This window comes from Mesorhizobium sp. M6A.T.Cr.TU.016.01.1.1 (assembly GCF_003952585.1).
Taxonomy (GTDB): Bacteria; Pseudomonadota; Alphaproteobacteria; order Rhizobiales; family Rhizobiaceae; genus Mesorhizobium; species Mesorhizobium mediterraneum.
Window position 1 is genome coordinate 4,845,969 of the sequence record NZ_CP034452.1, and the last position, 25,243, is coordinate 4,871,211.

Here is a 25,243-nt window from a genome sequence, read left to right on the forward strand (position 1 = left end):
TGCCATCAATTACAAAAACGTGATGACGGCGTGGCGCGATCGCGTTACGGCTTTCGCGCCGAGACCAGCAGATAGGCCTTGGCGACAGCGCCGAAATAACCAGCGATGAGCCGGCAGACGATGGCGGTGCCGAGGCTGGACTTCAGGCTCATGGTGCCTTTCGCCCGTTCCGATGCCGGCCACGCGACGAGGCTGCGGCGGAAGCCGCCAAGGCAATTGTCGGTGGCGTCTTCTACCTTGACGTCCTGAAAGCCGGCCACGCCGAACAGCACCCGGTAGGAAGCAATGTCGGAGACCAGATTGGCCCTCGGCACGCCAAGGCGATCAGAGATTGCAGAGGTGAAGCCCCGAAACAGGATGTCGGACAGCACCAGCACGCCGCCGGGCTTGAGCACCCGGAAGGCTTCCGCGACGAAAGCCGCACGCGTATCGAAATGGAAGGCCGCCTCGACGCAGATGACCGCGTCGAAACTTTCGTCGGCGAAGGCGAGCTTGACGGCATCCATCTGCAGCACCGCTGCGCCGGGAGCGTTCTGGCGCGCCGTCGCAACCTGGGCGGCGGAGATGTTGATGGCGGTGACGGCCTCCGGCGGATAGGACAGCAGCAACCGTTTCGTCGATGCGCCGAGCCCGCAGGCGACGTCGAGGATGCGGCCGTCCTTCTTCGGCAGCCGCGCCAGCAACGTGTCGACAAGCGCTTCGCTGGCTTCGCGCTGCGACGTGGCGCCCGTCGCCCAGTAGCCGAAATTGTAGAATCCGCTGCCGCCGTAGTAGCGGCGCTGCTTGCTGCTCTTCATGACCCGGTCGTAGATGCGGATCATTTTCTGCTGCGCGACCATTGGCAGTTTCCTATGTCAGTGCCGGGATCACGACGAGCTCGCGGAACCGGCCGGTCGCCCGGACCGAACGGGCAGCCTCGCCGCGCGGGCGCATGATCACCTCGACGTTGCCGATCGGCGCCAGGGTTACTCTGGTGCGGTAGGCGATCCGCGCTGCCGGCGACAGCTCCACCGAGCGCTTCGACAGGATGGTGGCCAACGCGATCTTCATCATCTGCAGGCCGAAGGTGACGCCGGGGCACATGTGGCCGCCTGCGCCGAATACCGTGTACTGGAACGGCGATGGCCGGATTGTGGCCCATCGGTCCGGCCGAAAGCTGTCGGGATCGGGATAGAGCGATGGATCGCGGTTGATCGTCATGGCGCTGATCAAAACCAGATCGCCGCGGGTAATCGGCTCTGCGCCCAGTATCGTCGTCCTGGTCGCCCTGCGCATCTGCAAGGGCACCGGCGGGAAAAGCCGCATCGCTTCCCTGATCGTTGCGTCGAGCAGCGGCAGCGTGCCGATCCGGTTCATTGTAGCAGGCCTGCCGCCGGTTGCCGCGTCGATCTCCGCGACCAGTCCTGCCATGGCGTCCGGATGCTGGGTGAGCAGGATCACGGTCCAGGCCAGCGCGTTCTGGCAGGTGTCATAGGCAGCGCCGAAGACGAAGCTGACGATGCCGCCGATCAGTTCGACCGAGGGTGGCTTGCCCACCTCGTCGGTGTTGTTGACGAGGATCGACAGGATGTCCTGCGCGTCCTTGTTGCCGCGCTTTTCCTCCGCCCAGGAAAGGATGGCGCGTTCCTGACCCTCGGCCTCGCGGAGCCAGCGGAAGAAAGCGGGGGTGGGGACGATCCAGCTCGCCTGCATCGCCCGCGCAATCATCTCGGCGATCGGCATGGCGCGCCGGTGGTCGTCGCCGAAGAGAAGGCCGATCGCCAAATGCTTGGCCATCGTCTTTGCGGCCTCTGTCAGCGGAAAGGCGGCGCCGAGCGGCCAACTCGCGACCTGTTCAGCGGCGATCCGCGCCATCTCAGGGCTCATCGCCATGACGGCTGGTCGCTTCAGCGGCGGTGCGAAAAGTTTGCGATAGTGCTCATGACGTTCGCCGCGCAGTCTCGTCATGCCGTAGGACAGGCGTTGTGAGGCGCCCGACCTCTTGCTGGTCGCACTGATCTGGACGTTGCGCCAAGTCTCGGTATCGGACAGCATGGTCTTGTAGAGTTCGGCATCGGCGATCATGAAGACGCGGCGCGGCTTTGCCGCGGTCGAGTGCGGGTAGTCAGCGCGGATGAAGAGGCCGAAGGCGCGATGCGCGTTACGCGCTGCCGTCAGCGGCTCGGCCGCGAAACGGGCCATCAGCCCGAGCGTGCGCCATTTCCCCACTTTGTATGCCAGCATGCCCCACCCAAGCTCGACATAGCCGCAAGCTTACGGATGTCCCCTTGGGCATCCTAAGGAAAACGCTCCGGCGGTCCATAGCTAATGCAGGCCGACCGACATTGTGGAGCGCGCTGCGTGCTGGGACCTCACTCATCCGTGACTGGATCATGCCGGCTTCTACCCTATGTTGCGCGGCGGGAGTATTTCCAGAAGCCGAGGAGAGCGCGCCATGACGAAACCGAGCCCTGCCAGCCCAGCCGTCACGAGACCCGCCATTACCCAGGCGATGATCGACGCCTATGATGAATACACGCATCTGACGCTCGACCGGCGGCGCTTCATGGAACAGTTGACCAGGCTTGCCGGATCAGGTGCGGCGGCCGCCGCAATCGCACCACTGCTGGCGGCGAATTCAGCCCGGGCGGCGATCGTTGCCGAGGACGATTCACGCGTGACGGGCGAGGACATCAGCTATCCCGGCAGCGGTGGCGAGATGAAGGGCTATCTGGTCAAGCCAGCCGGCCAATCCGGCAAGCTCGGCACCGTCATCGTCGTGCATGAGAACAGAGGGCTCAACCCGCATATACGCGATGTGGCGCGGCGCGTGGCGCTGGAAGGGTTCGTGGCGCTCGCCCCGGACTTCCTGTCGCCGCTCGGCGGCACGCCGGCCGACGAAGACAAGGCGCGTGACCAGTTTTCCAAGCTCGATCCGGCGCAGACCACCGCCAATGCGGTCGCAACGGTCGCTTTCCTCAAGAGCTACGCGGATGGCAACGGCAAGGTCGGCGCGGTCGGCTTCTGCTGGGGCGGCGGCACGGTGAACACACTGGCTGCCAACACGCCGGATTTGGCTGCCGCTGTCGCCTATTACGGCATGCAGCCGAAGGCCGAGGATGTGCCGAAGATCAAGGCAGCGCTGCTGCTGCATTATGCCGGGCTCGACACCCGCATCAATGCCGGTATCGACGCCTTCAAGAAGGAACTCGATGCAGCCAAGGTCGAGCACACGGTCTATGTCTATGAAGGCGCCAATCATGCCTTCAACAACGACACATCAGCGGCCCGCTACGACAAGAACACAGCGGACCTCGCCTGGGGCCGGACGAGCACCTTCTTCAGGGAAAAGCTTGCCTGATCAGGCGTTTGCCGGTTTGTGGAAAGCGACGCCGGCCACCACCAGGGCGATGCCGAGGCAATCGGTGGAGCTGGGTATCTGGCGGAGCACAATGACGCCGATCAGCGTGGCGGTGACTGGCAGCAACGACAGCATCAGCGCGAAGCTCGATCGCGGCAGCCGCGACATGGCAAGCTGGTCGCAGATATAGGGGATGACCGACGAGCAGATGCCGACGCCGATGGCGGCGATGAGCAGTGGCGGGGCCGAGAAAGCCGGCAACGCATCGCTGAAGCCTATCGGCAGCACGATGAGGAAGGCCACCGCCATGGCGGCACCAAGGCCGGCGATGCCGTCGCCAGCGCCGGCGCGGGCGACGCGATGGCCAAGCACGATGTAGCCAACGAACAGGGCGCCGTTGAGGAAGGCCCAGAACAGGCCGATCGGGTCGCTCGACCATTTGACGTCGATCAGCAGCAAGGTGCCGATGACCGCAACGGCAAGCGCGCCGAGATTGCGCGGGCTTCTGACGCCGACCAGCGCGACACCGATGGTGCCGACGAATTCGATCGCCGCGACCAGCGAGATCGGCAACCGGTCGAGCGCCAGGTAGAAGGAGCAATTCATCACGCCCAGACAAGCACCAAAGGCCAGAAGCAACAGTCGTGTCGGCCGGTCGGCGCGGGCAAAGACCGTCCACGGCCGGGTCATTGGCGCGAAGACCAGGGCGGCCGTGACGATGCGCAGCCAGGCCATGCCGAGCACGCCGACATGCGGGAAAAGCAGCACGGCGAAAGCCGGCCCGAGATAATGGAACACAGCGCTGACACCGAACCAGACATGCGGCGGCAGCGAGCTCGCCAGCTTGCCAAAGACTGGGCCGGCGAGGGCAGGGATTGCAGCTGGGGCTTGCACTGGATCATCCATTGAATCATTATCGCAGGCAATCTTTCCGTTTTATATGGACAGTGATCAGCCAAAGAGACCATTGGTTTTCCAATGCCAAGGAGTTTTCGTTGAAACGCCTTCGAAACGAAAATGCCGATCTGGATGCCGCGGATCTGAAAATCCTGCGCCTGCTGGAAAAGGATGCGCGCACCAGCACGGCTGAACTTGCGCGCTCGGTCGGCCTGTCGGCGCCGAGCGTGGCCGAGCGCATCCGGCGGCTGCAGGAGAGCGGCGTGATCGAGGCCTACACGGTGCGGATCAATCCGGCCGGGCTCGGCATGAAACTATCGGCATGGCTGCGGATCAGGCCGGTGCCCGGGCAACTGGCAGTGGTGGCCGAGATCATCCGCGATTTGCCGGAAATCGCCCAGTGCGACCGGGTGACCGGCGAGGACTGTTTCATCGCGCTGGCGCATGTCGGCTCGGTGGCCGAGCTCGAACGGGTGATCGACCGCATCATTCCGTTTGCAATGACCAACACCGCGATCATCCAGTCGTCACCGGTGGTGGCGCGCTCGCCGCTGTGGGCGCTGAAGCGGCAACCTTGAGAGCCACGTATCCGATCGACACTTTTCTGGCGCTGTGGTCAATGCCTCAGTCGAGGACGATTCGCTCGCTGATCTGGAAGCAGCGATCGAGCGGTATGGCAGGCTCAGTGAGCAAGAGCTGGGCGAGAAAGAACTGGGAGCGGCAGGCGCGCGGAACCGAGCAACAAAGGATTCCACACAATAGGTCGCTAGGCCTTTTCGAAATACATGTATCCGACTTGGCCAGTGCCTCCATGGTTCATGCCTACGATCCAGAATGCGTCCTGATCATAGTGTCGTATTTGATGCCTGCTGATCAGATTTCGTATCAATTGTGATGTCGAATGGATGTCATCAAGTTTGGGCGCCACGTTCTTACCCAAGTTCTTGACGGAGCCCTTGTGCAGTATTTCTCCGCACCTCCTGTAGAGTGCGACAAGACCGTCTCTGGTCAACGCATCTCCGTTGAATCTCGTGATCATGCCATGTGGCACGTCTTGAGCGGCCAGAGGCTCCGGGAAGAAGTCAGGGTAGGCTTTTGCCATTTCGTTTACGATTTTGTCTGCCTGATAATCCTTCCTTACCCTCGTAATGTTAGGGACGTTGTCGTGCATCACAGCACACCCTAGAGCTATAAGTTCGCATACCATCCTAATTTGTAGGTAACAGCTCTCTTCTCTCAAGTTCGCAGGCGTTTGGAGTTGGCCAGACATCAGGTAATCCAACCACGCGAAACGAACTTTAATTTCCTCCATCAACTTGATGTACGTCAGCACGGATTGTTCGTTTACTGCCATGGTCATCAGCTCTGTTTGAAGTTTATACATCTGGCGCAGATTTACCGGCTGCTGCGGCAAGATCTTTCTCGGGCCGGAGATGTTCGAAGAAGTGAAGACGGACTGAGATCATCTAATACTTTTAATCGAGATCAAGGACGACTGCTGCCCTGCATTGATGGCGGCTTTGCCTTCTACCGAAGCCATCCAGTTGCGCACGCCCGCAATTATGTCCGTGCAGAAAATGTCGACTTGCAACTGCAAGGTGTCGTCAATCTGGTTGCAATGTATCATGCCTGCACCAACTGGGGGCGGCTCAACAATCATGAAGTCTTTCAGCGCCTTTCGAGCGCGCTGGTCTTCAATGTTGTCCCGCCCCTCGTGAGACAGCGCGCATCTGAGAGAATAACAGTCTGCTCCCGAAAGAAAAACGTGACGCTGGTGGGACGGCCCGATCTCATGGGTGTAGCGGGGCCCTACCCACCAGTCGAACCATTCAATGTATCTCTCCGTCGATTTTGCGTTCGATTTTTCCAACCTTCCGCAGATGTCAGGCAGCAAAAGGCTTAGGCTGAGTGCTGAAAGCCAGTTCTTTTCCTTCAGTGACTTAGACACTGCGTCGACAAATCGATCCATCCCAAGCTCCTCCAGCTGAAGATTAGCACAATAGTGCAGTTTCCCGACGCTGTAACCGTCGCGGGAACGCGTTGGCGCGACGGCAGAAGTGCCGGCAAGCGGAGGAGGCAGCGCAAGCTGGGAGCTATTTCACAATGGCGGCGGTCAGACGTGGCCGCGTTTCGAGCGCGCCTGTTTTAGTATGGCGCGCCAGCGGATCATGGCGAAGGGGATCGGCTCGTTGTTGTTGGCGATGTGGAAGATCTCGTTGTTGAGGTTCTTCAGTGAGCGCCAGAAGTCATAGTCGCTGATGCGTGGGTCGGCCGCCAGCCTGTCCGCCTCGACCTTGATGTCGGTTTTCATGCACGTTCCCCGAACCGCTTCCGCCCAGCCGCCCGTATCGCAACTCGATAGGGACGGTTCTCGACCGCCGTGCTGAGTCGTTCAACGCCTCAATTCGGCTTGTTCACGTTAAAACCTCGGTAAGGTTAACGGCGGTCGGGTCGCGGTTCAAGCCGGCTTACGACGAATGGCTGTCAGTCAACAGCGGATAGTGGCTTTAGGGCAACGACACGCATGAAAACAACGGCTTAGCATTGCCCTCGGAACACTTTTAACCGCGGCGCGCCTTGATACCGATCGAACGGCCGGCGCGCTCCGGCATCGGCAGCGCGCCATGGGCGGCGCGCATGGCCTCGATCCTGGCCAGGACATCAGCCGGGAAGGGCGCCACTTTCGGCCCGGACATGTCGACATGCAGCGACAGCGATTCGGAAGTGGCGGCGAGCCAGCCGTCGACATGGCGGATTTCCTGATAGGCTCTCAGCCGCTTTTCGTCGTGATCGAGGAGCTGGAAGGAGACTATGACCTTGTGGTCGAGATGCAGCTCCCTGACATAGCAGACATGGACTTCGGCCGTGTAGATGGTCAGCCGCCGCTGCTTCACATACTCCTCCATCCCCATTCCCATCATTTCGAACGCTTTGTCGGAGCAGCGATCGAACAGCACGTTGTAATAGGCCATGTTGAGATGGCCGTTGTAGTCGATCCAGTCCTTTTCGATGGCCATGGCACGAGAGACGAAGGGGGCGGGGATGGGCATCGAAAACTTCCTTCTCGCTGGACAGAGCGTGGTCGGTGAGACTACGCATCCATAAACGAATAACGAGAGTGGGCGCTGGTCCATTCGCGGAGGAATCGATGGCTCTGAGCGACCTCAATCCGGTCGAGCGCAATGAAGAAGGGATCGCCGCGGTGCTCGGCATCCTCAAGCAGCGGCTGGGTGAGCGGTTCCAGACCGGCGAGGCGATCCGCGCGCAGCACGCGCATACCACCACCTATATCCCGACCCAGGCGCCGGATGGCGTGGCGTTTCCGGAGACGACGGCGGAGGTGCAGGAGATCGTGCGCGCCTGCGCAGCGCACCGCGTGCCGGTGATCGCCTTCGGCGTCGGCTCCTCGCTGGAGGGCCACACCAACGCGCCGGGCGGCGGCATCTCGCTGGACACGTCGCGGATGAACCGCATCCTCGCAGTCAACCCGCAGGATCTCGACTGCACGGTCGAGCCCGGCGTGACGCGCGAGGATCTCAACCGGCACCTGCGCGACACCGGCCTGTTCTTCCCGATCGATCCGGGCGCGAATGCGTCGCTCGGCGGCATGGCGGCGACGCGGGCGTCGGGCACCAATGCGGTGCGCTACGGCACGATGCGCGAGAATGTGTTGTCGCTGACGGCGGTGATGGCCGACGGCGAGACGGTGACGACCGGAAAGCGCGCAAAAAAGAGTTCGGCCGGTTACGATTTGACGCGGCTCCTGATCGGCTCGGAAGGCACGCTCGGCATCATCACCCAGCTGACCCTGAAGCTGCAGGGCATTCCGCAGGCGATTTCCGGCGGCGTCTGCCCGTTTCCCAGCGTCGAGGCGGCCTGCAACGCTGTGATCGCGACGATCCAGATGGGCATTCCGGTGGCGCGCATCGAACTGGTCAACGCGCTGCAGATGCGGGCGATGAAGAGCTATTCGAAACTCGACTATCCCGAAAGCCCGTGCCTGTTCGTCGAGTTCCATGGCAGCGACGCCGGCGTTGCCGAGCAGGCCGAGACCTTCGGCATGATCGCCGAAGAATATGGCGGCGGACCATTCCTGTGGACCAGTGTCGCCGAGGAGCGAACGAAGCTGTGGAAGGCCAGGCACGACGCCTATTGGTCGTCGCTGACGCTGCGGCCGGGCGCCAAGGGGCTGTCGACCGACGTCTGCGTGCCGATCTCGCGCTTTGCCGAATGCGTCACGCAAACCGAGGCCGACATTGCCGAAATGGGACTGATCGCGCCGATCGTCGGCCATGCCGGTGACGGCAATTTCCATGTGCTGGTGCTGATGGACGCGGACGATCCGAAGGAAATCGCGGCGACGGAAGAGTTTGTCGCGCGGCTGAACATGCGGGCGATCGGCATGGATGGAACCTGCACCGGCGAGCACGGCATCGGACAGGGCAAGGTCGGCTTCCTGCGCCATGAGCTCGGCCACAGCGTCGACATCATGCGCACGATCAAGCAAGCGCTCGACCCGCTGAATATCATGAACCCTGGGAAGATACTGCCGGCCGCATAGTGGACGAAGATCAAATGGTGCTCGGCTTGACCGCACCACCATTTGGACCGAGGCTCCAAGGACATGAGGTTTTGAGGCAGGCGTCACAGACGGAGGAATGGTGTCATGGCGATTTCACGCAAGGAAGAGGCTCGAGCGCTAAGCGCCGACGAACATGCTCTCGTCGAGAAGTCGCACCATCCGGCGGTGCAGGATCTTGCCGACGCCGAGCTTTCCGGCCTGGTCAAGCTGTTGCGGGAGCGGCGCGACAAGGCGCAGGGCGAGGCGCATCGGCGCCGCCGCGAGATACGCGGCAAGGGTGCGCCAAAAGGAGCTGCCGCCTCAAAGGCCGACGGTGGCTCGCAGCTGAAGCTCGAGGTTCTGGCGATGGCCATGCGGCGGCTCAATGGCGAGGCCGAACGCCGCCGCCAGTTGGCGGCGCGTGTTTCGCTGGTCGACAATGCACGCAAGGCGCTGTCCATGAAGCAAGGCGCTGCGGCAGACGGTCCTGAGTTCAACACGCGCACCGCACACAAAGGCATGCGGGCGGTGGTGAACCAGAGGGCGCCGAACCTGGTTCGGCCGATGGAACTCGGCCGACAGCGCAAGGCGGCCAAGGTGGCGCAGGCAAAGCGCGACGCTCGCTGAGTTTTCTTGGCTACCATCTTTTGCTCTAGAAGCCTGTCGGCCGGGAAATTGCCACTTTATCGACACGCGGATGCGGGTAGAGTGCGGCTGATTTTCAATCAACTGCTTCGGAGCTGATGCTCGCACGCCTGTTCGTGATCTTCGGTGGCCTTTTCGTGCTGGTGCTGTGTGCGGCGCTGGTGGTGCCGTATTTTATCGACTGGACGGGCTACCGTGCCGATTTCGAGCGCGAGGCGAGCGCCATTCTGGGCCGCAAGGTAACCGTTCAAGGCGATGCGACGGCGAAACTGCTGCCGTTTCCCTCGGTGACCTTCTCGAACGTCACCGTTGCCGGCGGCCCCGGCGGCCAGCCGGCAATGACCGTCGAGACCTTTTCGATGGATGCGGAACTGGCGCCCTTCCTGAGCGGCGAGGTGCTGATCTTCGACATGCGGCTGGTGCGGCCGAAGGCGACGATCGACGTTGCCGCCGATGGCACGGTCGACTGGGCGATACGCCCGTCGTCGCCCTTCGATCCCGGCCAGATCTCGATCGAGAAGCTGACAGTGACGGACGGAGAGATCGCGCTGCGCCATGCCGCCGGCGGGCGCAGCCATCTCATTTCCGAGATCAATTCGACGATCTCTGCCAAATCGCTGGCCGGGCCTTGGCGGATGGACGGCTCGCTGCGGCTCGACGGCCTGCGCAGCACCGTCATCGCGTCCACAGGCAGGGCCGGCGGCGACGGGCAGATGCGGCTCAGGCTCAAGGCCGATCCGGATGCCTATCCGCTGGTCGTCGAGGCCGACGGCAATGCCGGTATCGTCAACGGCGCCGCGATCTATTCGGGCCAGTTCAAGGTCGCAGGTTCTGACAAGAATGGCGCCGACAAGAGTTCGGCGCTGATTGACGGCGCGGACAGTGGGACGATAAAGGCCAGCGCCGGCAAGCCGGAGCCGGGATTCAGGCTGAACGGCAAATTCTCGCTCGACCACCGGAAGCTTGGTGTCGATGAATTCCGCTTCGAGACCGGGCCGCTCGACAATCCTTACACCGCCGACGGCAAGGCTGCCGTCGAGCTTGGGCCGAACCCTCGCTTTTCGATCGAGGCCAATGGCGCGCAGGTACAGTTCGATGAGGCGGTTGGTGCCGCGGCCGGCACTGGGCTGACGCTGTCGGCGCGTGTCGCGGCGTTGGAGCAGGCGCTGCTCGATTTGCCGAAGCCGACCATACCGGGCACCGTCGAGGTGAAGCTGCCGGCGGTGGTGGCCGGCGACACGACGGTTCGCGACGTCCGCCTTTCCGCCGAGCCGGCCGATGCCGGCTGGTCGGTGAAGTCGCTGGCCGCGACGCTGCCCGGCCGCGCTAGGCTGGAAGCAAACGGCATGCTTAGCGTCGAGGATCATTTCGGCTTCACCGGCTCGCTGCTTCTGGCCGTGGGGCAGCCTTCCGGCTTTGCCGCCTGGCTGTCGAAGGATGTCGACGAGGCGATCCGCCGGCTGCCGGCCGCCGGCTTCAAGGCCAAGGTCGACCTGACCGGTAAGCGCCAGGCCTTCAGCGACCTCGAGCTCGTTCTCGGCAAGGCGAAATTTTTGGGCCGCATCGATTCCAGCCAGCCCGACGATGCCAGGCCGTCGGTGCTGATGCGGCTCGAAGGTGGCGAGCTCGATGTCGACGGCCTCGCCGCCTTCGCCTCGATCTTCATCAGCGACAAGGGTGCCAACCGTTTTTCCGACCGCGACCTCGATTTTCAGATCAAGGCTGGGCCGGTCAATGCCGGCGGGTTGACCGCCGATACGGTCGATACGGCGCTGAGATTGCGCGACGGTCTGCTCGAAATCGACCGGCTCTCGGTTGGCGGGCTTGCCGGCGCCTCGATCAGCGCCACCGGCCGGATCAAGGATTTCCCAGCGAGCCCGACCGGCAAGCTCGATGCCTCCGTGGTCGCCGTCGACCTCAAGCCGTTGGTCGATGTCGCGGCGCAGCACTATCCGGGCAACGCCGTGCTGAAGGGGCTGGCAGCGCGTGGGGCGGCCTATCCCGAGCTGTTCCAGGATGCGCGGGTCGATCTGGTGACGAGTGCCGCCGCCAATGGCGATGGCACGACGGGACTGGCGGTCAGCGCGCAAGGCAAGGCAGGCGGCTCGGCGTTTTCGGCGTCGCTGTCCGGCAAAGGGGTAGCCGATCGGCTTTTCGAGGCACCGGTGTCGCTGACGTTCAACGCCAGGAATGCCGACGCAACCGCGCTCCTAGCGCTTTGCGGCCTGCCGGCGCTGCCGCTCGGCATGGTTGGCGAGGCGACCACCGACATCTCGGCAAGAGGCACGCTTGGCGGCGGCATGATGACGAGCTTCAGCCTCGCCGGCGACGACTTCAAAGCCGGCTTCGACGGGACGGTTGCCGGCACGCCACAAGGCCCCACCGCCAAGGGCAAGGTCAGCCTGGAAGCCGCCGACATCGAGCCGTGGCTGATGACGACAGGCGTCGGCTTGCCGAGCATGGGGACAGGCATGTCGACGTGGCTTGCGGCCGACGCCGACTTCGGCAATGGCCTTCTGGTGTTGTCCGGCCTCAGCGGCGCCATCAACGAGGCGGCGGTTTCAGGTGACGTCAATGTCGACGTCAAGGACGGGGTGCCGCATCTTGCTGGCGCGCTGGCGCTCGATGAACTGGATCTCGATCCGATGGCGGTGGCACTGTTTGGCGACCAGGCCTTGCTGAGCACCGGCGGGGCTTGGCCGACTGCTCCATTCAACCAGAAGTCCAGCCTGCCGTTCACCGCCGAACTCGACCTGACCACGGCATCGCTGGTCGCCGGCCCGCTTGCCACAGCTTATGACGCGGCGCTTTCGCTGAAGCTCGACCAGGAAGGCATCCGCGTCTCGGACCTCAAGGCAAAGTTCTCCGGCGGTGCGCTTTCCGGGCTATTCGAGCTGAAGAACAATGACGGCACCGGGCTTTTCTCCGGCCAGATGAAACTTGCCGGGGCCGATCTGGCCACCGTAGTGCCACAGGCCGGCATCAGCGGAAGCGGCGATTTCTCGGCGACGCTTTCGACCAGCGGCAAATCGGTCGATGCGATGATTGCGGCGCTGTCCGGTTCCGGCACGGCGGCGCTGAAAGGCTTGACTGTTGCCGGCGTCAATCCTGACGCCTTTGGCGCCTTCATCGCCAAGGCCGACGCGATCGGGCGCGATATCGATGCGGCCAAGACCGCCGGTTTCGCGCCGCAGATCGCCGCAAACGGCAGTTTTCCGGCTGGGGATACGGACATTGCCTTCACAATTGCCGGCGGCACGCTGAGGGCACCGCCGGTCAATCTTGAAAATCCGGCGGCGACGCTGTCCGCCGACATCACGGCGGACCTGAATGCCAGCACGGTCGCCACCAGTGGTTCGATCACTTATCGGCCCGGCGACGAAGCGCTGGTCGGCTCCGATCCGACTGTGAATTTCAGCGTCGATGGGCCGTTTGGCGCCGCGAAGCGGCAATTCGACAGTGAGCCGCTGGCGCAGTTTCTGACCCAGCGCGCACTTGAAAAGGAGCAGCAGCGGGTCGAGGCCATGCAGGCGGCACTGCTTGAAAAACAGCGGTTGCGGCGCGAGGTGCGCTACTACGCGGCCCTGCAGGCCGAGCGTGACAGGGCAGCCGAGGAATTGCGCAAGCAGCAGGAAGCGGCGCGGCTGCAAGCCGAGGCAGATGCGAGGGCTAAGGCTGAAGCCGAGGCAAAGGCTCAAGCCGCGGCAAAGGCTCAGGCCGAAGCAGAGGCGAAGGCCAAGGCGGATGCGCAGGCGAAAGCTGAAGCCGAGGCAAAGGCTCAGGCTGAAGCGGAAGCGAAAGCCAAGGCGGATGCGCAGGCGATGGCTGAAGCCGAGGCCAAAGCGAAGACCGAGGCGGAGGCAAAGGCCAAGGCGGATGCCGAAGCGAAGGCCAAGGCGGCGCAAAAAGCGGCGGACGAGGCGGCGAAGGAACAGCAACGCCGGAAGGCGGAAGAGGCGATGCGGATCGCTTCGGAAGAAAAGGCCAAACTCGACGCCGAACGCAGGGTCGCCGCCGAACGTAGGGCCGCCGCGGCGCGGGCGCAGAAAGTGGAGCGCGCGCCTCAGCCGCCGCCGGCCAATGACAACCCACCGCCAGCAGAATCCGCGCCAAAACCCAAGCTTGAACCTTCGTCGATCGACAGTCTGCTGAAGTCGCTGGGCGGGGGGTAGATCTACCTTTCCATCCCTCGCTTCGCCCAATCCAAGACGTAGAGCCTGAGCGCCGAAGACAGGTTGGCATCGCGCGGCCGGGCCTCGTCGATTTCGGCGACGAGGGCGGCGAGCGTCAGTTTGCGCGCTGCCGCAATGGCGACGAGATCGTCGAAAAACGGCTTTTCGAGCGAATAGCTGGTGCGATGGCCGCGTATGGTCACCGAGCGTTTCTCGACCGGGCTCACCGGGCGTGACTCACTTCACTTCAAGCATCGGATTTGTCCGAAAACCGCGGCGCACTTTTCGGTCCGATGTTGGGGGAATCCGGATCGCTCGAGGTTTTGCGGCGATGGCCGGCGACGAATTTCTCTGCCTTGTCGGCGATCAGACGGTCACGCTCCCGGTCGGCCTTGGAACGGCCGTGCAGCGTCCGGTTCTGTTCGGCCAGGCGCTCCTTGTCGGCTCGTGCCTTCTGCTTGCGGGCCTGGCGGAGGTTGACGATGTCGGCCATATAGCGCGGCCCGTCGGATCACTTCTTGCGGAAGGCGTCGAGCGACACCACTTCGGCGCCCTTGGCGGCGGCGTCGGCCGCGGCAGGCTTCTTTTCGGCCTCAGTGGCCTTCTTCTTCTCAGGCTTCTTCTCGGCGACGATGGCCAGCGGTTCGGAAGCGGGCTGGCCGGCCAATTCCTCGTCCGCCGAGGTCTCCGTCTTCACGTCGAATTCGAGCTCGAAATTGACGGACGGGTCGTAAAAGCCGCGCACGGCCGAGAACGGGATTTCCAGTTTTTCCGGCACGTCGGAGAAGGACAGCCCGACCTCGAAGCCGGTGTCGGTCACCTTCAGGTCCCAATACTGGAACTGGATGACGATGGTCATCTGTTCGGGATAGCGCTCGCGCAAGCGGGAAGACACGCGCACGCCCGGGGCGCCGGTCAGGAAAGTGATGAAGAAATGATGGTTGCCGGGAAGGCCGGTGCGCGCGACCTCGGCCAGGACCTTGCGCATGACGCCGCGCAATGCCTCCTGGGCCAGAATGTCGTAGCGGATGTGGTCGTCGGCCATGTGGCTGTCGGGTTCCATTGAATCGTCTGCATAGCTGTAATCAAGCTTGAGCGCGGCGTAAACCGGATATAGACGCCGGCAGGGCAGATGCGAGAGGGCATGCCTCAGATTTGATCGCTCATGCGCCAGCGAGCGCGCTGTGCTTTTGCGCATCGGCAGCCGGCTGCCGCTTGCCGAAGGCGCGCAGGAAGGTGCGCACGCCATGTGTCGCCGATTGCAGCACCTCGTCGTCATCAGGCGTGCCGCCGAGCATGAAGGTCGTCTGCAATTCGGCATTGGCAAGAGCCAGGAACTGGCGTGCCGCGACATCAGGGTCATCGATGTCGAGGAAACCGGCATGGGCGAGGCGGGCGAAGCGGGCGGCGATCGCTGGCCATGTCCTGCCCGGTCCCTGTTCTCGCCATTCGGCGAAGAGCTCGGGATAGCGCTCGCCCTCGGTCTGGATCAGCTTGCGCAGGAATTTTCCATCGCGGTTGCAGACACAGTTGCGGTTCATACGCACGGCGAAGGCGATCAGATCGGCCTCGAGGTCTTTGGGCTGGTCGGGAAAGGTGGAAATGGTGGCGAATATGCCGGCATTGCAACGCTCGGTGAGGTCGCGGACGATTGCGACGAAGAGTTTCTCCTTGTCGCCATGGTGGTTGTAGATCGTCTGGCGCGAAACGCCGGCCTCGGCGGCGATCATGTCGATGTTGGCGCCGGCGAAGCTTTCGCGGCAGAACACCTCGCCGGCAGCCTCCATGATGGAGACGCGCTTGGCCTCGTGGCCGCGTGGCGGGATGGTGTCAGGAGAAGCGTTGGCTTTCATAAAAACTATATAGAGGTGATTGACGAATTAGACAAGAGTGTCTAAATTTATGGACTTAGATGAAGGTTTCCCTCCGCTGAAGAAGTCGGAATTCCATGGGGGTGGAACGTCCTAGGATTACACGCCGGTCGGCGGCAAACCAGATTTGAAAGAACCTGCTACCATGAATCCCCAATTCCTCCGCATCGCGGTCGTGCTCGGCCTGTTGTCCGCGATCGGTCCGTTCGCCATCGACATGTATCTTCCGGCGCTGCCTTCGATCGGCGCGGATCTGCAGGCCAGCACCGCTGCCGTGCAGATGAGCCTGCTGATCTTCTTTCTGTCCATGGGCTTTGGCCAGATCGTCGTCGGACCGATCTCCGACATGGTCGGGCGCAAGCTGCCGCTCTATGGCGGCCTCGCACTGTTCATGGTCGGCGGCATCGGCTCGGCGCTGGCGCCCTCGGTCGAATGGCTGATCGCCTTCCGTTTCCTGCAAGGGCTCGGCGCCAGCGCAGGCATGGCGGTGCCGCGCGCCATCGTGCGTGACCTGCATACCGGGACCGACGCTGCCAAGCTGATGTCGCTCTTGATGCTGGTGTTTTCGGTGTCGCCGATCCTGGCGCCGCTGACCGGTAGCGTCATCATCGAGAATTTCGGCTGGCGTGCCGTGTTCTGGACGGTGACGGGTGGGGCGGTGCTTGCCACCATCCTGCTGGCGACCTCGCTCAAGGAGACACGGCCGGTCGAGGCGCGTGCAGGCAGTTCGTTCGGCACTGCGCTCTCCGCCTATCGCTTCCTGATGGGCGACCGCAACTTCCTTGGCCTGGCGTCTATCGGCGGCTTCGGGATCGCCAGCTTCTTCGTCTATCTATCGAGCTCCTCTTTCATCCTGATCGACCATTACGGGCTATCGCCGTCGGTCTATAGCGTGTTCTTCTCGATCAACGCGGTCGCCTTCATCGGCATGTCGCAGTTGACGGGGGTGCTGTCCGAACGGTTCGGGCTAAGGCCCGTGGTGCGGCTCGCGGTGGTCGGCTATGCGACGACGATGGTGGTCCTGTTCGCCGTGATGGCGTCCGGCGTCGACCGGCTCGACGTGATGGCGGCGCTGCTGTTCGTCGGCTACGGGTTCCTCGGCCTAGTGATCCCGACGACTTCGGTGCTGGCCATGGAAGAGCATGGCGCGATCGCCGGCACGGCCTCGGCGCTGATGGGCACGCTGCACTTCGCCATCGGTGCGGTCGCCATGGGCATCGCCGGGGTGTTCTTCGACGGCACGCCGCTGCCGATGGTGGCCGGCATCACGCTTTGTGCGGTGATCTCGTTCACGCTGGCCAAGGTGACGCTCGGCCGTGGGCGGGAGGTTGTCGAAGCGCCGGCCGAATAAAGCAATCGCTATCGACGACAGAAAGGCCGGGTTCATTCCCGGCCTTTTTGACGTCTGAGATCAAGCTACAAGCCTGCCTCGGCGAAGATAAATAGCAGTCGCGCCTCGACCGGCGCCAAGGGCAACGGGACCAGCTCATAGCCCAATTCCGTGTAGACTTCGGCCAGCGCGCGATAGGTGCGTTCAGCCTCGTCGAGGGTCTGCTTTCGCTCGCTGTCCTGCCGAAAGATCTCCGGCCAAGGTGGTGCGATGAAGACATGACTGGCGTAGCGGAAGCGTTCGGCGGCATTCCTGACGTGGCCGGGCACCGGCAGGCCAGTTAGCCTGATATAGCCAAGGGTGTCCGGCACGCCGCGATCGAAGAAGACGGGGCCGTTCTGTTCGAGCGCTGCGTGATACGAACGCATTTCCCAAGACAGCATCAGTTCGGCGAACAGTGCCGGATCTCGCCAGGGCAGGGCAAGGCCGCCTATCGCCGATTGGTCGCGGATAATGCCGCGTCCGGCTTCGGGCGAGGTGGCGAGGCCGGCCTTCCGCAAGGCTTCGATCAATGTGGTCTTGCCGGAACCCGGACCACCGGTCAGCACGAAGAATCGATCGGAATCGTTTTGCATTCTTTTGGTCCTTTGGATGAATGCGACAGCCCGCATTTGCCAGCAAGACAGCTTCGCGACGGGGCGCAGCGCAAGAAGCACGGTCGGCAAGCCTGCTGCCGTCATAAGGCTTGATATCGAAAGGGGGAAATCGAAGGGGGAGAAGTGGAGGTTTCTGTTGCCAGGTACCTCCGAACCCCGCCTAGAAGTGCGAACCACTAGGGCTTGAATTGAAGCTATCGCACCGCTTACGCGGCGAGACGTGCTTCCGCATAGTTGTCGTTGGCAACTATAAGTTTAGCCCGATAACGGTGGTACAATGCCGGGCAAAAGTACGATCTTTACACCTTCGTCGATCCTATTTCGCCCCCAGCAAAAGCCGCTCTTCGACAAGAGCGGTTTTTGGTGGAGGCGCCGGGTACCGCCCCCGGGTCCGAACGGCTTATTTCATCGCCTGTTTATCGCCATAGTCGGTCAAGCCGACCAAACAGATATAGGGACCGATCGTGGAAAATGAAAGGCCTCAATGATGCTTTGTCGCTGAGTCGAACGGCATCGCGAAGGCTTGACTTGTGAACGGTCTCAACCGAAGCTTTGCGGCGGTGAGGCGTTACCGACTTAGCGCACATTTTGCGGCAGCGCGCCACAACCCTCATCGACCGGATCCCGTGGCGCCGACGAGGGGAAATTTGATGGCCGATTATCTCGCAGACGTGAAGAAGTACGACGCCGCGGCAGATGCCGACGCGGTCGCCAAGATCGTGAAGCATTTGGGCATTGCGCTCAGAAATCGGGATTCCTCGCTGGTGTCCTGCACGGACCCCAAGGAACTCGATCGCGTCAAGGCCAACTGGGTTGCCAAAAAGCTCGGCATCGCCGACGGCAGCAAGGCGGACGCGGCCATCGAAAAGACCTGCAAGGCGATGGAGGCCGACAACACCAAGAGCCGTGTGACCTTCTATTACCTGGTCGCCAAGGACCTGGGCAAGCTCGCCAGCCTCTGAGGATCATCCTGCAGCGGCGGATGCTGGCGCGATTTTCGCGCCAGCCCCAGAGTGTAACTGTTTGTTGGAGCATTCTGCGCTTTGATATGTTCGGCCGGCAGCCAGTCGGTTATGATGGCCGGTAACCCGAATCGAGCCCCCGAATCGAGCCGAAGCCGATGCGCCAGTATCTCGACCTCTTGAAGCATGTGCTGGAAAACGGCGCCGATCGCGGCGACCGGACCGGCACCGGAACGCGCTCGGTGTTCGGCTACCAGATGCGCTTCGACCTTGCGCGCGGCTTTCCGGTCACCACCACCAAGAAGCTTCACCTGAAGTCGATCGTGCATGAACTTTTGTGGTTCCTGGCCGGCGACACCAACATCAAATACCTCAACGACCACGGCGTCTCGATCTGGGACGAATGGGCCGACGAGAATGGCGATCTCGGCCCGGTCTATGGCAAGCAATGGCGCTCTTGGCCGGACGGCCATGGCAGCGCCATCGACCAGATTGCCAATCTCTTGAAGGAGATACGCAAGAATCCTAATTCCCGACGGCTGATCGTTTCGGCGTGGAACCCGGCCGAAGTGGAAGCGATGGCGCTGCCGCCCTGTCATTGCCTGTTCCAGTTCTATGTCTCGGAGGGCAGGCTCTCCTGCCAGCTCTACCAACGTTCCGGCGATATCTTTCTCGGCGTGCCGTTCAACATCGCTTCCTACGCGCTGCTCACTCTGATGGTGGCGCAGGTGACGGGGCTGAAGCCCGGCGATTTCGTCCATACGCTGGGTGACGCGCATCTTTATGCGAATCATTTCGAGCAAGCGCGCGAACAGTTGCGCCGCACGCCCAAGGCGCTGCCGACGCTATGGATCAATCCGGAGGTGAAGGACCTCTTTGCCTTCCGCTTCGAGGATTTCCGGCTGGAAAACTACCTCGCCGATGCGACAATCAAGGCGCCGATCGCGGTGTGAGCCGCAAACATCGGGGTTTTACCGATCCTGTCTCGAAATCGCTCGGCTGCTGTCCGTTTGTCGGTGCCGACCACGATATCCGATGCTTTGACTTGCGGCACCGGCCCGCGACGTTGCGCTGTATCCACCTCAATCGATCGCGAGCGGTGGCAACAACACGCAATGCCATTGACCGGACCACTAACTGAGCCATTGTCCGGGCTAAGTCTGGCAAAAGCCTTCCCTTGTTATATTCATTTGGATATATCGATTGGCAGACTCGCGCTGATCGGATTTTCAAGCCCCCGGGGAGAGTTTCATGCTGGTGCGCAAGGGTTTCGGATTGACGGCGGCCGCCATTGGCGGTCTCATGACGATGTTGATCGCCGCTATGCCGGCTGCCCATGCGGATGACAGGCTGATTGTCTTCGCCGCGGCAAGCATGAAGAACGCACTGGACGCCGTGAACACCGCCTGCGAGGCCGATGTCGGCGAGGTGGCGACTATTTCCTACGCCGCAAGCTCCGCATTGGCCAAGCAGATCGAGGGCGGCGCGCCAGCCGATGTCTTCATCTCAGCCGACCTCGACTGGATGAAATATCTGTCCGACAAGAAGCTGACCAAGCCGGGTACGGAAGTGAAGTTGCTCGGCAACGAGATCGTGCTGGTGGCGCCGAAGGATTCGATGGTCGAAACCAGGATCGAAAACGGTTTTGATCTTGCCGGGCTGATCGCCAACGGCAGGCTTGCAATGGGCGATTTCAAGGCGGTGCCGGCCGGCAAATATGGCAAGGCAGCACTTGAATCGCTCGGCGTCTGGTCCTCGGTCGAAGGCAAGGTGGCGCAGGCCGAGAATGTACGCGCCGCGCTCAAGCTTGTTTCGACCGGCGAAGCAGTGCTCGGCATCGTCTACGCCACCGACGCGCATGCCGAGCCCGGCGTCAAGGTGATCGGCACCTTCCCGGAGGATTCGCACCCGCCGATCGTCTACCCGATTGCCCAGATGGCGGATTCGAAGGACAAGGACACGCCGGCATTCCTGAAATGCCTGCAGTCCGCCAAGGCCGGCGAGCTCTTCAAGGCGCAGGGTTTTACGGTCCTTACGCCGAGCAACTGAGGCACACGCCAAAAGATGAACTGGCTGCTGGACCTCACTCCCGACGAATGGAATGCGGTCCGGCTGTCCGTCAAGGTGGCGACAGTGGCGATGATTGCCAGCCTGCCGCCCGGCATATTGATCGCGCTTGTGCTGGCCCGTGGACAATTCTGGGGCAAGACGCTGCTCAATGGGCTGGTGCATCTGCCGTTGATCCTGCCGCCGGTGGTTGTCGGCTATCTGCTGCTGCTCTCCTTCGGCAGGCGCGGCCCGGCTGGGGCCTTTCTGGCCGAGCATTTCGGCATTGTCTTCTCCTTTCGCTGGACCGGTGCGGCACTGGCCTGCGCTGTCATGGGCTTTCCATTGATGGTGCGGGCGATCCGGCTGTCGATCGAGGCGGTCGACCGCAGAATCGAGGCGGCAGCCGGAACGCTTGGCGCCAATCCGCTGTGGGTGTTCGGCACGATCACGCTGCCGCTGATCCTGCCCGGCCTGATCGCCGGCGCGATCTTGTCTTTCGCCAAGGCGATGGGCGAATTCGGCGCAACGATTACCTTCGTTTCCAACATCCCCAACGAGACGCAGACGCTGCCGTCGGCGATCTACACGTTCACGCAGGTGCCGGGCGGTGATGCCGGCGCGCTAAGGCTGACGCTGATCTCGATCGTCATTTCGATGGCAGCACTTATCGCGTCGGAAGTGCTGGCGCGGCGCGTCGGCAAGCGGATGGATACCGAATGACGGTCGTGGTCGATATCAGCCATAGACTTGGCGATTTCGAGGTTGACGCCCGCTTTGAGAGCGCCGGGCGGCTGACTGCGCTGTTCGGGCCCTCGGGCTCCGGCAAGACGACGCTGATCAACATGATTGCCGGACTGATCCGGCCCGACAAGGGGCGGATCGCGGCCGACGGCCGTGTGCTCGTCGATATTGATGCGCGCCTGTTCGTGCCGAAGCACAAGCGCCGCATCGGCATGGTGTTCCAGGATGCGCGGCTGTTTCCGCATATGAGCGTGGCCAGCAATCTGCGCTACGGCCACTGGTTCACGCCGACGGCGGAACGCTATGCGGACATGAATGCGGTGGTCGAACTGCTCGGCATCGGTCCTTTGCTCGACCGGCGCCCGGCAAAGCTCTCCGGCGGCGAGAAACAGCGCGTGGCGATCGGCCGGGCGCTGCTCGCCAGCCCGAAATTGTTGCTGATGGACGAGCCGCTGGCTTCGCTCGACGAGGCTCGCAAGGCAGAAATCCTGCCCTATATCGAGCGGCTGCGCGACGAGACGAAAATCCCGATCGTCTATGTCAGCCATTCGATCTCTGAGGTGGCGCGGCTGGCAAGCGACGTCGTTGTGCTGGCGCAAGGCAAAGTCGCTGCTTGCGGCCCGACCGGGGCGATCATGCAGCGGCTCGACCTGTTGCCGGCAGAAGAGCGCGGCGAGGGCGGCGCGGTGCTGGACACCGCGGTGCTGCGCCACGACGAAGTCTTTGGCATGACCGTGCTTGGCTCTGCAGCGGGCGAGATCCGCGTGCCGCTTCTGACAACGCCGGTCGGCGCGCTGGTGCGCATCCGCATCCGTGCCCGCGATGTGATGATCGCCACCGGACAGCCGACGGGCCTCAGCGCGCTCAACATCTTGCCGGGCACGATCGTGGCGATAGAACCGGGTGAGGGGCCTACGGTCGAGATCGGCATCGATTGCAATGGCGCAACCGTGCTTGCCCGGATCACCGAGCAATCGCGACAGACGCTGAAACTTCGGCTCGGTCGAAAGGTCTACGCGGTGGTCAAGACGGTAAGCTTCGACCGGGCGAACACGGGCGCCGGCTTGCCTGTCGAGGCGGATGGATGACCACCGGATGATTGTCGCTATATCATTTTAGAATAGCGGTATCGCTGGAGAGCTTCTAGGATGGATGTGGCGTGACTGCGGAGGAGCAAATGCCGTCGCTGAGCTTGCGGATAAACCTCGATCCAGAAGGGCGCATCGGGCCGGGCAAGATCGAGCTCCTGGAGCAGATCGCCGCCTTCGGCTCGATCTCGGCTGCGGCGCGCGGCATGGAAATGTCCTACAAACACGCCTGGGATCTGGTCGAGGACATGAACCGGGTGTTCGGCAAGCCGCTGGTCGCGGCGCAGACCGGTGGGAAAAAGGGCGGCGGCGCCCAGTTGACCTCGGTGGGGCTCGCGGTGGTCAGCCGCTTTCGCGCCATCGAACGGGCTGCGGCTTCCGCGGCGGCGCCGCATATGGAGGCACTGCAGGCGGAGATCGATGCCGGGTGAGGTCGGTGGAGTCTGTGCCGGCCAAGCCTACCCCTCCTACTCCTCAGGCTCGCCGGGCTTGCGCAGCAGATAGGTGTCCATGATCCAGCCCTTTTTCCGGCGGGCTTCCTCGCGTGTCTTCGCGATCTCGTCGCCGACATCGCCGAGGCGGCCGGAAATCAGGATCTCGTCGGGCGTGCCGAGATAGGCGCCCCAGTGGATGACGAGGTCTTTGTCGTCCAGCGTGTTGAAGGCGCATTTGCCGTCCAGCATGACGACGGTGCTGCCGGCATTGTCGGGCAAACCTTCCTCGGTGAGCCGACGGCCGGTGGTGATCTGAACCGCATCGCCGATGCGGTTCAGCGCGGTTCTGTGGCTGGCGGCAAGCGCCTGGACAGCGGTGATGCCTGGGATCACCTCGAGCTCGAACGCGACATTGCCTCTCACGCGCACACGCTCCAGGATGCGCAACGCGCTGTCGTAGAGCGAGGGATCGCCCCAGATCAGGAAGGCGCCGCAGCCGTCTTGCGAAAGCTCATCGCGGATCAGGCCTTCATAGATCGCGGCGATCGCCTCGTGCCAGTCGTCGACGGTCGAGCGATAGGAGGGGGCCGGCTCGGCCCGCACCGGCACGTCGAACTCGACGCGGCGCGAGTTTGGATTGGTGACGAATCGGTCGCAGATCTGGCGGCGCAGTTCTGCGAGATCGTTCGTCTTCGCGCCCTTGTCGGGAATGAACAGCACCTCGGCGCGGTTCAAGCCGTCGATGGCCTGCACGGTCATGTGGTCGGGATTGCCGGCGCCGATGCCGATGACGAGAAGCTTGCGCATGGCCGAACTCCTGCCCGATCGGAACGTCGGTGTCCAGACAAGCCTGGCAAGCGCCGACGAGTACGCGGAAGGGCTTTGAAACTCCACATTGAAACGGCTAGAGTCATACCGGCATTCTCGCCAAGGGAGCTTCCATGTTCCGTTATGTCCTGACCGCAGCGCTGGCGCTCTCGGCCACGCCCGTATTCGCCAATGATTCAATCGCCGAATTGGGAACGGGCGGCCTGATCCTGTCGCGCAGCGACGCCGTCGCGATGGAGAGCGAGGATCTCTATATCTCGCCGGAAAAGGTGACGGTCGACTATGTCTTCCGCAACAACACCGACAGGGATGTCGACGCGATCGTCGCCTTCCCGATGCCCGACATCGAAGGCGACCCCAACGAGATGCCGGCGATTCCCGACGGTCAGAGCGACAATTTCCTCGGCTTCGAGGTGACGATCGACGGCGTGGTGGCAAAACCGCAGCTTGAGCAGAAGGCGTTTGCGCTCGGCATCGACATCAGCGCCGATCTGAAGGCGCATAACGTGCCGTTTTACCCGTTCGGCGACGCGGCCAAGGCGGCATTGGCAAAGCTGCCGCAAGCGGTTGCCGACGACTGGGTCGATCGCGGCCTTATCATCGAGGACACCGCCGACGACGGTTCGGGCATGAAGACCGTCTACGTGCCGTTCTGGCAATTGCGCTCGACCTATTGGTGGCGCTCGACCTTTCCAGCCAACAAGGCAGTCCGCGTCGCCCACCGCTACAAGCCGAGCGTTGGCGGCACCTCCTCGGTCAGCTTCTTCTATGACGGCCAGTTCCAGGGCCAATACGCCGCCTATAAGACCCGCTACTGCATGGACCAGACGTTCGAGAATGCGATCCGCAAGGCAGCGAAGGGCAATCCCGACGGCACTCCGAGATATTTCGAAAACCGCATCGCCTATATCCTGACCACTGGCGGCAACTGGGCGACGGGCACCATCGGCAAATTCAAGCTGACTGTCGACAAGGGCGACCCGAAGAACCTGGTCTCGTTCTGTGGCGAAAACGTCAGGAAAGTCGGGCCGACGCGTTTCGAGATGACGGCGCAAAATTTCTACCCCGAGCGCGACATCGACATTTTGCTGCTGGTGCCTACCGATAGCGGCGATGGCGGGAGCGGTGGCTGATGGACGTCGCGATCTATGTCGCCATCGCCGAAAACGGCGTGATCGGGCGCGACGGCGGTTTGCCGTGGCGACTTTCCAGCGATCTCAAGCGGTTCAAGGCCGACACGATGGGCAAACCTATCATCATGGGCCGCAAGACCTATGAAGGCATCGGCAGGCCTCTGCCTGGGAGGCTCAACGTCGTGGTCACCCGCGACAAGACCTGGCGCGCCGAGGGCGTCGAAGTCGTGCATTCGCTCGACGACGCGATCGGTCTGGCGAAGGTGCGCGGGCGCTGCATGGCAGGCGCCGACGAAATCTGCATCATCGGCGGCGGCGAGATCTATGCCCAGGCGCTGCCGCTGGCCGACCGCTTGCATGTCACCCATATCCTTGCCGCGGTCGACGGCGACGCGCATTTCCCGCCTATCGACCCGGATTCGTGGCGCATCGTCCGCTCGCAGGACATTCCTGCCGGTGAAAAGGATAGCCATGCGACACGCTATTCGGTTTACGAGCGACGCCGCGACGTGCATTGAGAGACGATAAAGGGTCGC

General features: G+C 62.6%; 27 protein-coding genes and 1 other RNA gene. 14 read left to right on the forward strand and 14 right to left on the reverse strand.

The genetic code is table 11. From position 1 onward, the window contains the following. Positions 1-44: 44 nt before the first annotated feature. Complete coding sequence (locus tag EJ075_RS23420) at positions 45-839, reverse strand: class I SAM-dependent methyltransferase (protein ID WP_126105912.1); 795 nt, start codon at positions 837-839, stop codon at positions 45-47. Positions 840-849: 10 nt separating this feature from the next. After that, a complete protein-coding gene (locus tag EJ075_RS23425; RefSeq protein WP_126105913.1) occupies positions 850-2,223 on the reverse strand; it encodes a cytochrome P450 in 1,374 nt (457 codons plus the stop codon). A 211-nt stretch (positions 2,224-2,434) separates the two neighbouring features. Between EJ075_RS23425 and EJ075_RS23430 the strand changes: the two genes are divergently transcribed. Beyond that, positions 2,435-3,340, forward strand: coding sequence for a dienelactone hydrolase family protein (locus tag EJ075_RS23430; RefSeq protein ID WP_126105914.1), 906 nt, complete (start codon positions 2,435-2,437; stop codon positions 3,338-3,340). On the opposite strand, the gene EJ075_RS23435 is transcribed toward EJ075_RS23430, so the two are convergent. After that, the gene (locus EJ075_RS23435) at positions 3,341-4,246 is read right to left on the reverse strand and encodes a DMT family transporter (RefSeq protein ID WP_126105915.1); all 906 of its coding nucleotides are present in this window, start codon (positions 4,244-4,246) and stop codon (positions 3,341-3,343) included. Positions 4,247-4,335: 89 nt separating this feature from the next. Here EJ075_RS23435 and EJ075_RS23440 point away from each other — a divergent pair, with 89 nt between their 5' ends. Next, positions 4,336-4,815: an Lrp/AsnC family transcriptional regulator gene (locus EJ075_RS23440; protein WP_126105916.1), complete on the forward strand. Its 480-nt coding sequence runs from the start codon at positions 4,336-4,338 to the stop codon at positions 4,813-4,815. A gap of 188 nt (positions 4,816-5,003) precedes the next feature. Here EJ075_RS23440 and EJ075_RS23445 read toward each other — a convergent pair whose 3' ends face one another. The 4 genes from EJ075_RS23445 to EJ075_RS23460 all read right to left on the reverse strand — a co-directional run bounded on the left by EJ075_RS23445 (position 5,004) and on the right by EJ075_RS23460 (position 7,287). After that, positions 5,004-5,651 carry a hypothetical protein gene (locus EJ075_RS23445; protein ID WP_126105917.1) on the reverse strand — a complete coding sequence of 216 codons (648 nt, stop codon included), beginning with the start codon at positions 5,649-5,651 and terminating at the stop codon, positions 5,004-5,006. 48 nt (positions 5,652-5,699) lie between these two features. After that, the gene (locus tag EJ075_RS23450) at positions 5,700-6,206 is read right to left on the reverse strand and encodes a hypothetical protein (RefSeq protein ID WP_126105918.1); all 507 of its coding nucleotides are present in this window, start codon (positions 6,204-6,206) and stop codon (positions 5,700-5,702) included. 144 nt (positions 6,207-6,350) lie between these two features. Next, complete coding sequence (locus tag EJ075_RS23455; protein WP_126105919.1) at positions 6,351-6,548, reverse strand: hypothetical protein; 198 nt, start codon at positions 6,546-6,548, stop codon at positions 6,351-6,353. Between the two features lie 250 nt (positions 6,549-6,798). Next, positions 6,799-7,287, reverse strand: a complete 489-nt coding sequence (locus tag EJ075_RS23460; protein WP_126105920.1) for a thioesterase family protein — start codon at positions 7,285-7,287, stop codon at positions 6,799-6,801. A 98-nt stretch (positions 7,288-7,385) separates the two neighbouring features. Between EJ075_RS23460 and EJ075_RS23465 the strand changes: the two genes are divergently transcribed. From EJ075_RS23465 to EJ075_RS23475, 3 genes are all read left to right on the forward strand, one after another. Next, positions 7,386-8,798 carry an FAD-linked oxidase C-terminal domain-containing protein gene (locus tag EJ075_RS23465; RefSeq protein ID WP_126105921.1) on the forward strand — a complete coding sequence of 471 codons (1,413 nt, stop codon included), beginning with the start codon at positions 7,386-7,388 and terminating at the stop codon, positions 8,796-8,798. A 105-nt stretch (positions 8,799-8,903) separates the two neighbouring features. Next, the gene (locus tag EJ075_RS23470) at positions 8,904-9,425 is read left to right on the forward strand and encodes a hypothetical protein (RefSeq protein WP_126105922.1); all 522 of its coding nucleotides are present in this window, start codon (positions 8,904-8,906) and stop codon (positions 9,423-9,425) included. A gap of 116 nt (positions 9,426-9,541) precedes the next feature. Continuing rightward, positions 9,542-13,615 (forward strand): AsmA-like C-terminal region-containing protein, encoded by a 4,074-nt coding sequence (locus EJ075_RS23475; RefSeq protein WP_126105923.1) that lies wholly within the window; start codon positions 9,542-9,544, stop codon positions 13,613-13,615. A gap of 2 nt (positions 13,616-13,617) precedes the next feature. Here EJ075_RS23475 and EJ075_RS23480 read toward each other — a convergent pair whose 3' ends face one another. The 4 genes from EJ075_RS23480 to EJ075_RS23495 form a co-directional block, all read right to left on the reverse strand. Next, on the reverse strand, positions 13,618-13,842 hold the full coding sequence (locus EJ075_RS23480) for a ribbon-helix-helix domain-containing protein (protein WP_126105924.1): 225 nt from the start codon (positions 13,840-13,842) through the stop codon (positions 13,618-13,620). Between the two features lie 20 nt (positions 13,843-13,862). Beyond that, a complete protein-coding gene (locus EJ075_RS23485) occupies positions 13,863-14,108 on the reverse strand; it encodes a DUF4169 family protein (protein ID WP_095483369.1) in 246 nt (81 codons plus the stop codon). Between the two features lie 18 nt (positions 14,109-14,126). Next, entirely contained in the window at positions 14,127-14,660 is a 534-nt protein-coding gene (locus EJ075_RS23490; protein ID WP_126107430.1) for an SspB family protein, read from the reverse strand. 118 nt (positions 14,661-14,778) lie between these two features. Continuing rightward, on the reverse strand, positions 14,779-15,468 hold the full coding sequence (locus EJ075_RS23495; RefSeq protein ID WP_126105925.1) for a TetR/AcrR family transcriptional regulator: 690 nt from the start codon (positions 15,466-15,468) through the stop codon (positions 14,779-14,781). Positions 15,469-15,631: 163 nt separating this feature from the next. Here EJ075_RS23495 and EJ075_RS23500 point away from each other — a divergent pair, with 163 nt between their 5' ends. After that, positions 15,632-16,837 carry a multidrug effflux MFS transporter gene (locus EJ075_RS23500; RefSeq protein WP_126105926.1) on the forward strand — a complete coding sequence of 402 codons (1,206 nt, stop codon included), beginning with the start codon at positions 15,632-15,634 and terminating at the stop codon, positions 16,835-16,837. A 65-nt stretch (positions 16,838-16,902) separates the two neighbouring features. Here EJ075_RS23500 and EJ075_RS23505 read toward each other — a convergent pair whose 3' ends face one another. Together EJ075_RS23505 and ssrA are read right to left on the reverse strand one after the other, a co-directional pair. Next, on the reverse strand, positions 16,903-17,451 hold the full coding sequence (locus EJ075_RS23505; protein WP_126105927.1) for an AAA family ATPase: 549 nt from the start codon (positions 17,449-17,451) through the stop codon (positions 16,903-16,905). Between the two features lie 143 nt (positions 17,452-17,594). Next, positions 17,595-17,953: a transfer-messenger RNA gene (gene ssrA / locus EJ075_RS23510) on the reverse strand. A 169-nt stretch (positions 17,954-18,122) separates the two neighbouring features. Between ssrA and EJ075_RS23515 the strand changes: the two genes are divergently transcribed. The 6 genes from EJ075_RS23515 to EJ075_RS23540 all read left to right on the forward strand — a co-directional run bounded on the left by EJ075_RS23515 (position 18,123) and on the right by EJ075_RS23540 (position 22,743). Then, a complete protein-coding gene (locus tag EJ075_RS23515) occupies positions 18,123-18,434 on the forward strand; it encodes a DUF2853 family protein (protein WP_095518624.1) in 312 nt (103 codons plus the stop codon). 158 nt (positions 18,435-18,592) lie between these two features. Continuing rightward, on the forward strand, positions 18,593-19,387 hold the full coding sequence (locus EJ075_RS23520) for a thymidylate synthase (RefSeq protein ID WP_126105928.1): 795 nt from the start codon (positions 18,593-18,595) through the stop codon (positions 19,385-19,387). A gap of 298 nt (positions 19,388-19,685) precedes the next feature. Next, complete coding sequence (modA, locus tag EJ075_RS23525; protein ID WP_206437506.1) at positions 19,686-20,483, forward strand: molybdate ABC transporter substrate-binding protein; 798 nt, start codon at positions 19,686-19,688, stop codon at positions 20,481-20,483. Positions 20,484-20,498: 15 nt separating this feature from the next. Then, positions 20,499-21,203: a molybdate ABC transporter permease subunit gene (modB, locus tag EJ075_RS23530; RefSeq protein ID WP_126105929.1), complete on the forward strand. Its 705-nt coding sequence runs from the start codon at positions 20,499-20,501 to the stop codon at positions 21,201-21,203. Then, a complete protein-coding gene (gene modC / locus EJ075_RS23535; protein ID WP_126105930.1) occupies positions 21,200-22,312 on the forward strand; it encodes a molybdenum ABC transporter ATP-binding protein in 1,113 nt (370 codons plus the stop codon). The genes modB and modC overlap by 4 nt, the downstream gene beginning before the upstream one ends. 89 nt (positions 22,313-22,401) lie before the next feature. After that, positions 22,402-22,743 carry a winged helix-turn-helix domain-containing protein gene (locus EJ075_RS23540; RefSeq protein WP_095483377.1) on the forward strand — a complete coding sequence of 114 codons (342 nt, stop codon included), beginning with the start codon at positions 22,402-22,404 and terminating at the stop codon, positions 22,741-22,743. 36 nt (positions 22,744-22,779) lie between these two features. Here the strand turns inward: EJ075_RS23540 and cobF are convergent, their stop codons facing one another. Further along, entirely contained in the window at positions 22,780-23,553 is a 774-nt protein-coding gene (gene cobF / locus EJ075_RS23545) for a precorrin-6A synthase (deacetylating) (protein ID WP_126105931.1), read from the reverse strand. Positions 23,554-23,687: 134 nt separating this feature from the next. Here cobF and EJ075_RS23550 point away from each other — a divergent pair, with 134 nt between their 5' ends. Both EJ075_RS23550 and EJ075_RS23555 read left to right on the forward strand, forming a co-directional pair. Continuing rightward, complete coding sequence (locus EJ075_RS23550; RefSeq protein WP_126105932.1) at positions 23,688-24,707, forward strand: DUF4424 domain-containing protein; 1,020 nt, start codon at positions 23,688-23,690, stop codon at positions 24,705-24,707. Beyond that, the gene (locus EJ075_RS23555; RefSeq protein ID WP_126105933.1) at positions 24,707-25,225 is read left to right on the forward strand and encodes a dihydrofolate reductase; all 519 of its coding nucleotides are present in this window, start codon (positions 24,707-24,709) and stop codon (positions 25,223-25,225) included. The genes EJ075_RS23550 and EJ075_RS23555 overlap by 1 nt, the downstream gene beginning before the upstream one ends. Positions 25,226-25,243: the final 18 nt, after the last annotated feature.

Excerpts from the sequence above, each read along its gene's own strand:
- EJ075_RS23420 (WP_126105912.1), bottom strand. The coding sequence starts at position 839 with ATGGTCGCGCAGCAGAAAATGATCCGCATCTACGACCGGGTCATGAAG.
- EJ075_RS23425 (WP_126105913.1), bottom strand. The coding sequence starts at position 2,223 with ATGCTGGCATACAAAGTGGGGAAATGGCGCACGCTCGGGCTGATGGCC.
- EJ075_RS23430 (WP_126105914.1), top strand. The coding sequence starts at position 2,435 with ATGACGAAACCGAGCCCTGCCAGCCCAGCCGTCACGAGACCCGCCATT.
- EJ075_RS23435 (WP_126105915.1), bottom strand. The coding sequence starts at position 4,246 with ATGGATGATCCAGTGCAAGCCCCAGCTGCAATCCCTGCCCTCGCCGGC.
- EJ075_RS23450 (WP_126105918.1), bottom strand. The coding sequence starts at position 6,206 with ATGGATCGATTTGTCGACGCAGTGTCTAAGTCACTGAAGGAAAAGAAC.
- EJ075_RS23455 (WP_126105919.1), bottom strand. The coding sequence starts at position 6,548 with ATGAAAACCGACATCAAGGTCGAGGCGGACAGGCTGGCGGCCGACCCA.
- EJ075_RS23460 (WP_126105920.1), bottom strand. The coding sequence starts at position 7,287 with ATGCCCATCCCCGCCCCCTTCGTCTCTCGTGCCATGGCCATCGAAAAG.
- EJ075_RS23465 (WP_126105921.1), top strand. The coding sequence starts at position 7,386 with ATGGCTCTGAGCGACCTCAATCCGGTCGAGCGCAATGAAGAAGGGATC.
- EJ075_RS23470 (WP_126105922.1), top strand. The coding sequence starts at position 8,904 with ATGGCGATTTCACGCAAGGAAGAGGCTCGAGCGCTAAGCGCCGACGAA.
- EJ075_RS23475 (WP_126105923.1), top strand. The coding sequence starts at position 9,542 with ATGCTCGCACGCCTGTTCGTGATCTTCGGTGGCCTTTTCGTGCTGGTG.
- EJ075_RS23485 (WP_095483369.1), bottom strand. The coding sequence starts at position 14,108 with ATGGCCGACATCGTCAACCTCCGCCAGGCCCGCAAGCAGAAGGCACGA.
- EJ075_RS23490 (WP_126107430.1), bottom strand. The coding sequence starts at position 14,660 with ATGGCCGACGACCACATCCGCTACGACATTCTGGCCCAGGAGGCATTG.
- EJ075_RS23495 (WP_126105925.1), bottom strand. The coding sequence starts at position 15,468 with ATGAAAGCCAACGCTTCTCCTGACACCATCCCGCCACGCGGCCACGAG.
- EJ075_RS23500 (WP_126105926.1), top strand. The coding sequence starts at position 15,632 with ATGAATCCCCAATTCCTCCGCATCGCGGTCGTGCTCGGCCTGTTGTCC.
- EJ075_RS23505 (WP_126105927.1), bottom strand. The coding sequence starts at position 17,451 with ATGCAAAACGATTCCGATCGATTCTTCGTGCTGACCGGTGGTCCGGGT.
- EJ075_RS23515 (WP_095518624.1), top strand. The coding sequence starts at position 18,123 with ATGGCCGATTATCTCGCAGACGTGAAGAAGTACGACGCCGCGGCAGAT.
- EJ075_RS23520 (WP_126105928.1), top strand. The coding sequence starts at position 18,593 with ATGCGCCAGTATCTCGACCTCTTGAAGCATGTGCTGGAAAACGGCGCC.
- modA (WP_206437506.1), top strand. The coding sequence starts at position 19,686 with ATGCTGGTGCGCAAGGGTTTCGGATTGACGGCGGCCGCCATTGGCGGT.
- modB (WP_126105929.1), top strand. The coding sequence starts at position 20,499 with ATGAACTGGCTGCTGGACCTCACTCCCGACGAATGGAATGCGGTCCGG.
- modC (WP_126105930.1), top strand. The coding sequence starts at position 21,200 with ATGACGGTCGTGGTCGATATCAGCCATAGACTTGGCGATTTCGAGGTT.
- EJ075_RS23540 (WP_095483377.1), top strand. The coding sequence starts at position 22,402 with ATGCCGTCGCTGAGCTTGCGGATAAACCTCGATCCAGAAGGGCGCATC.
- cobF (WP_126105931.1), bottom strand. The coding sequence starts at position 23,553 with ATGCGCAAGCTTCTCGTCATCGGCATCGGCGCCGGCAATCCCGACCAC.
- EJ075_RS23550 (WP_126105932.1), top strand. The coding sequence starts at position 23,688 with ATGTTCCGTTATGTCCTGACCGCAGCGCTGGCGCTCTCGGCCACGCCC.
- EJ075_RS23555 (WP_126105933.1), top strand. The coding sequence starts at position 24,707 with ATGGACGTCGCGATCTATGTCGCCATCGCCGAAAACGGCGTGATCGGG.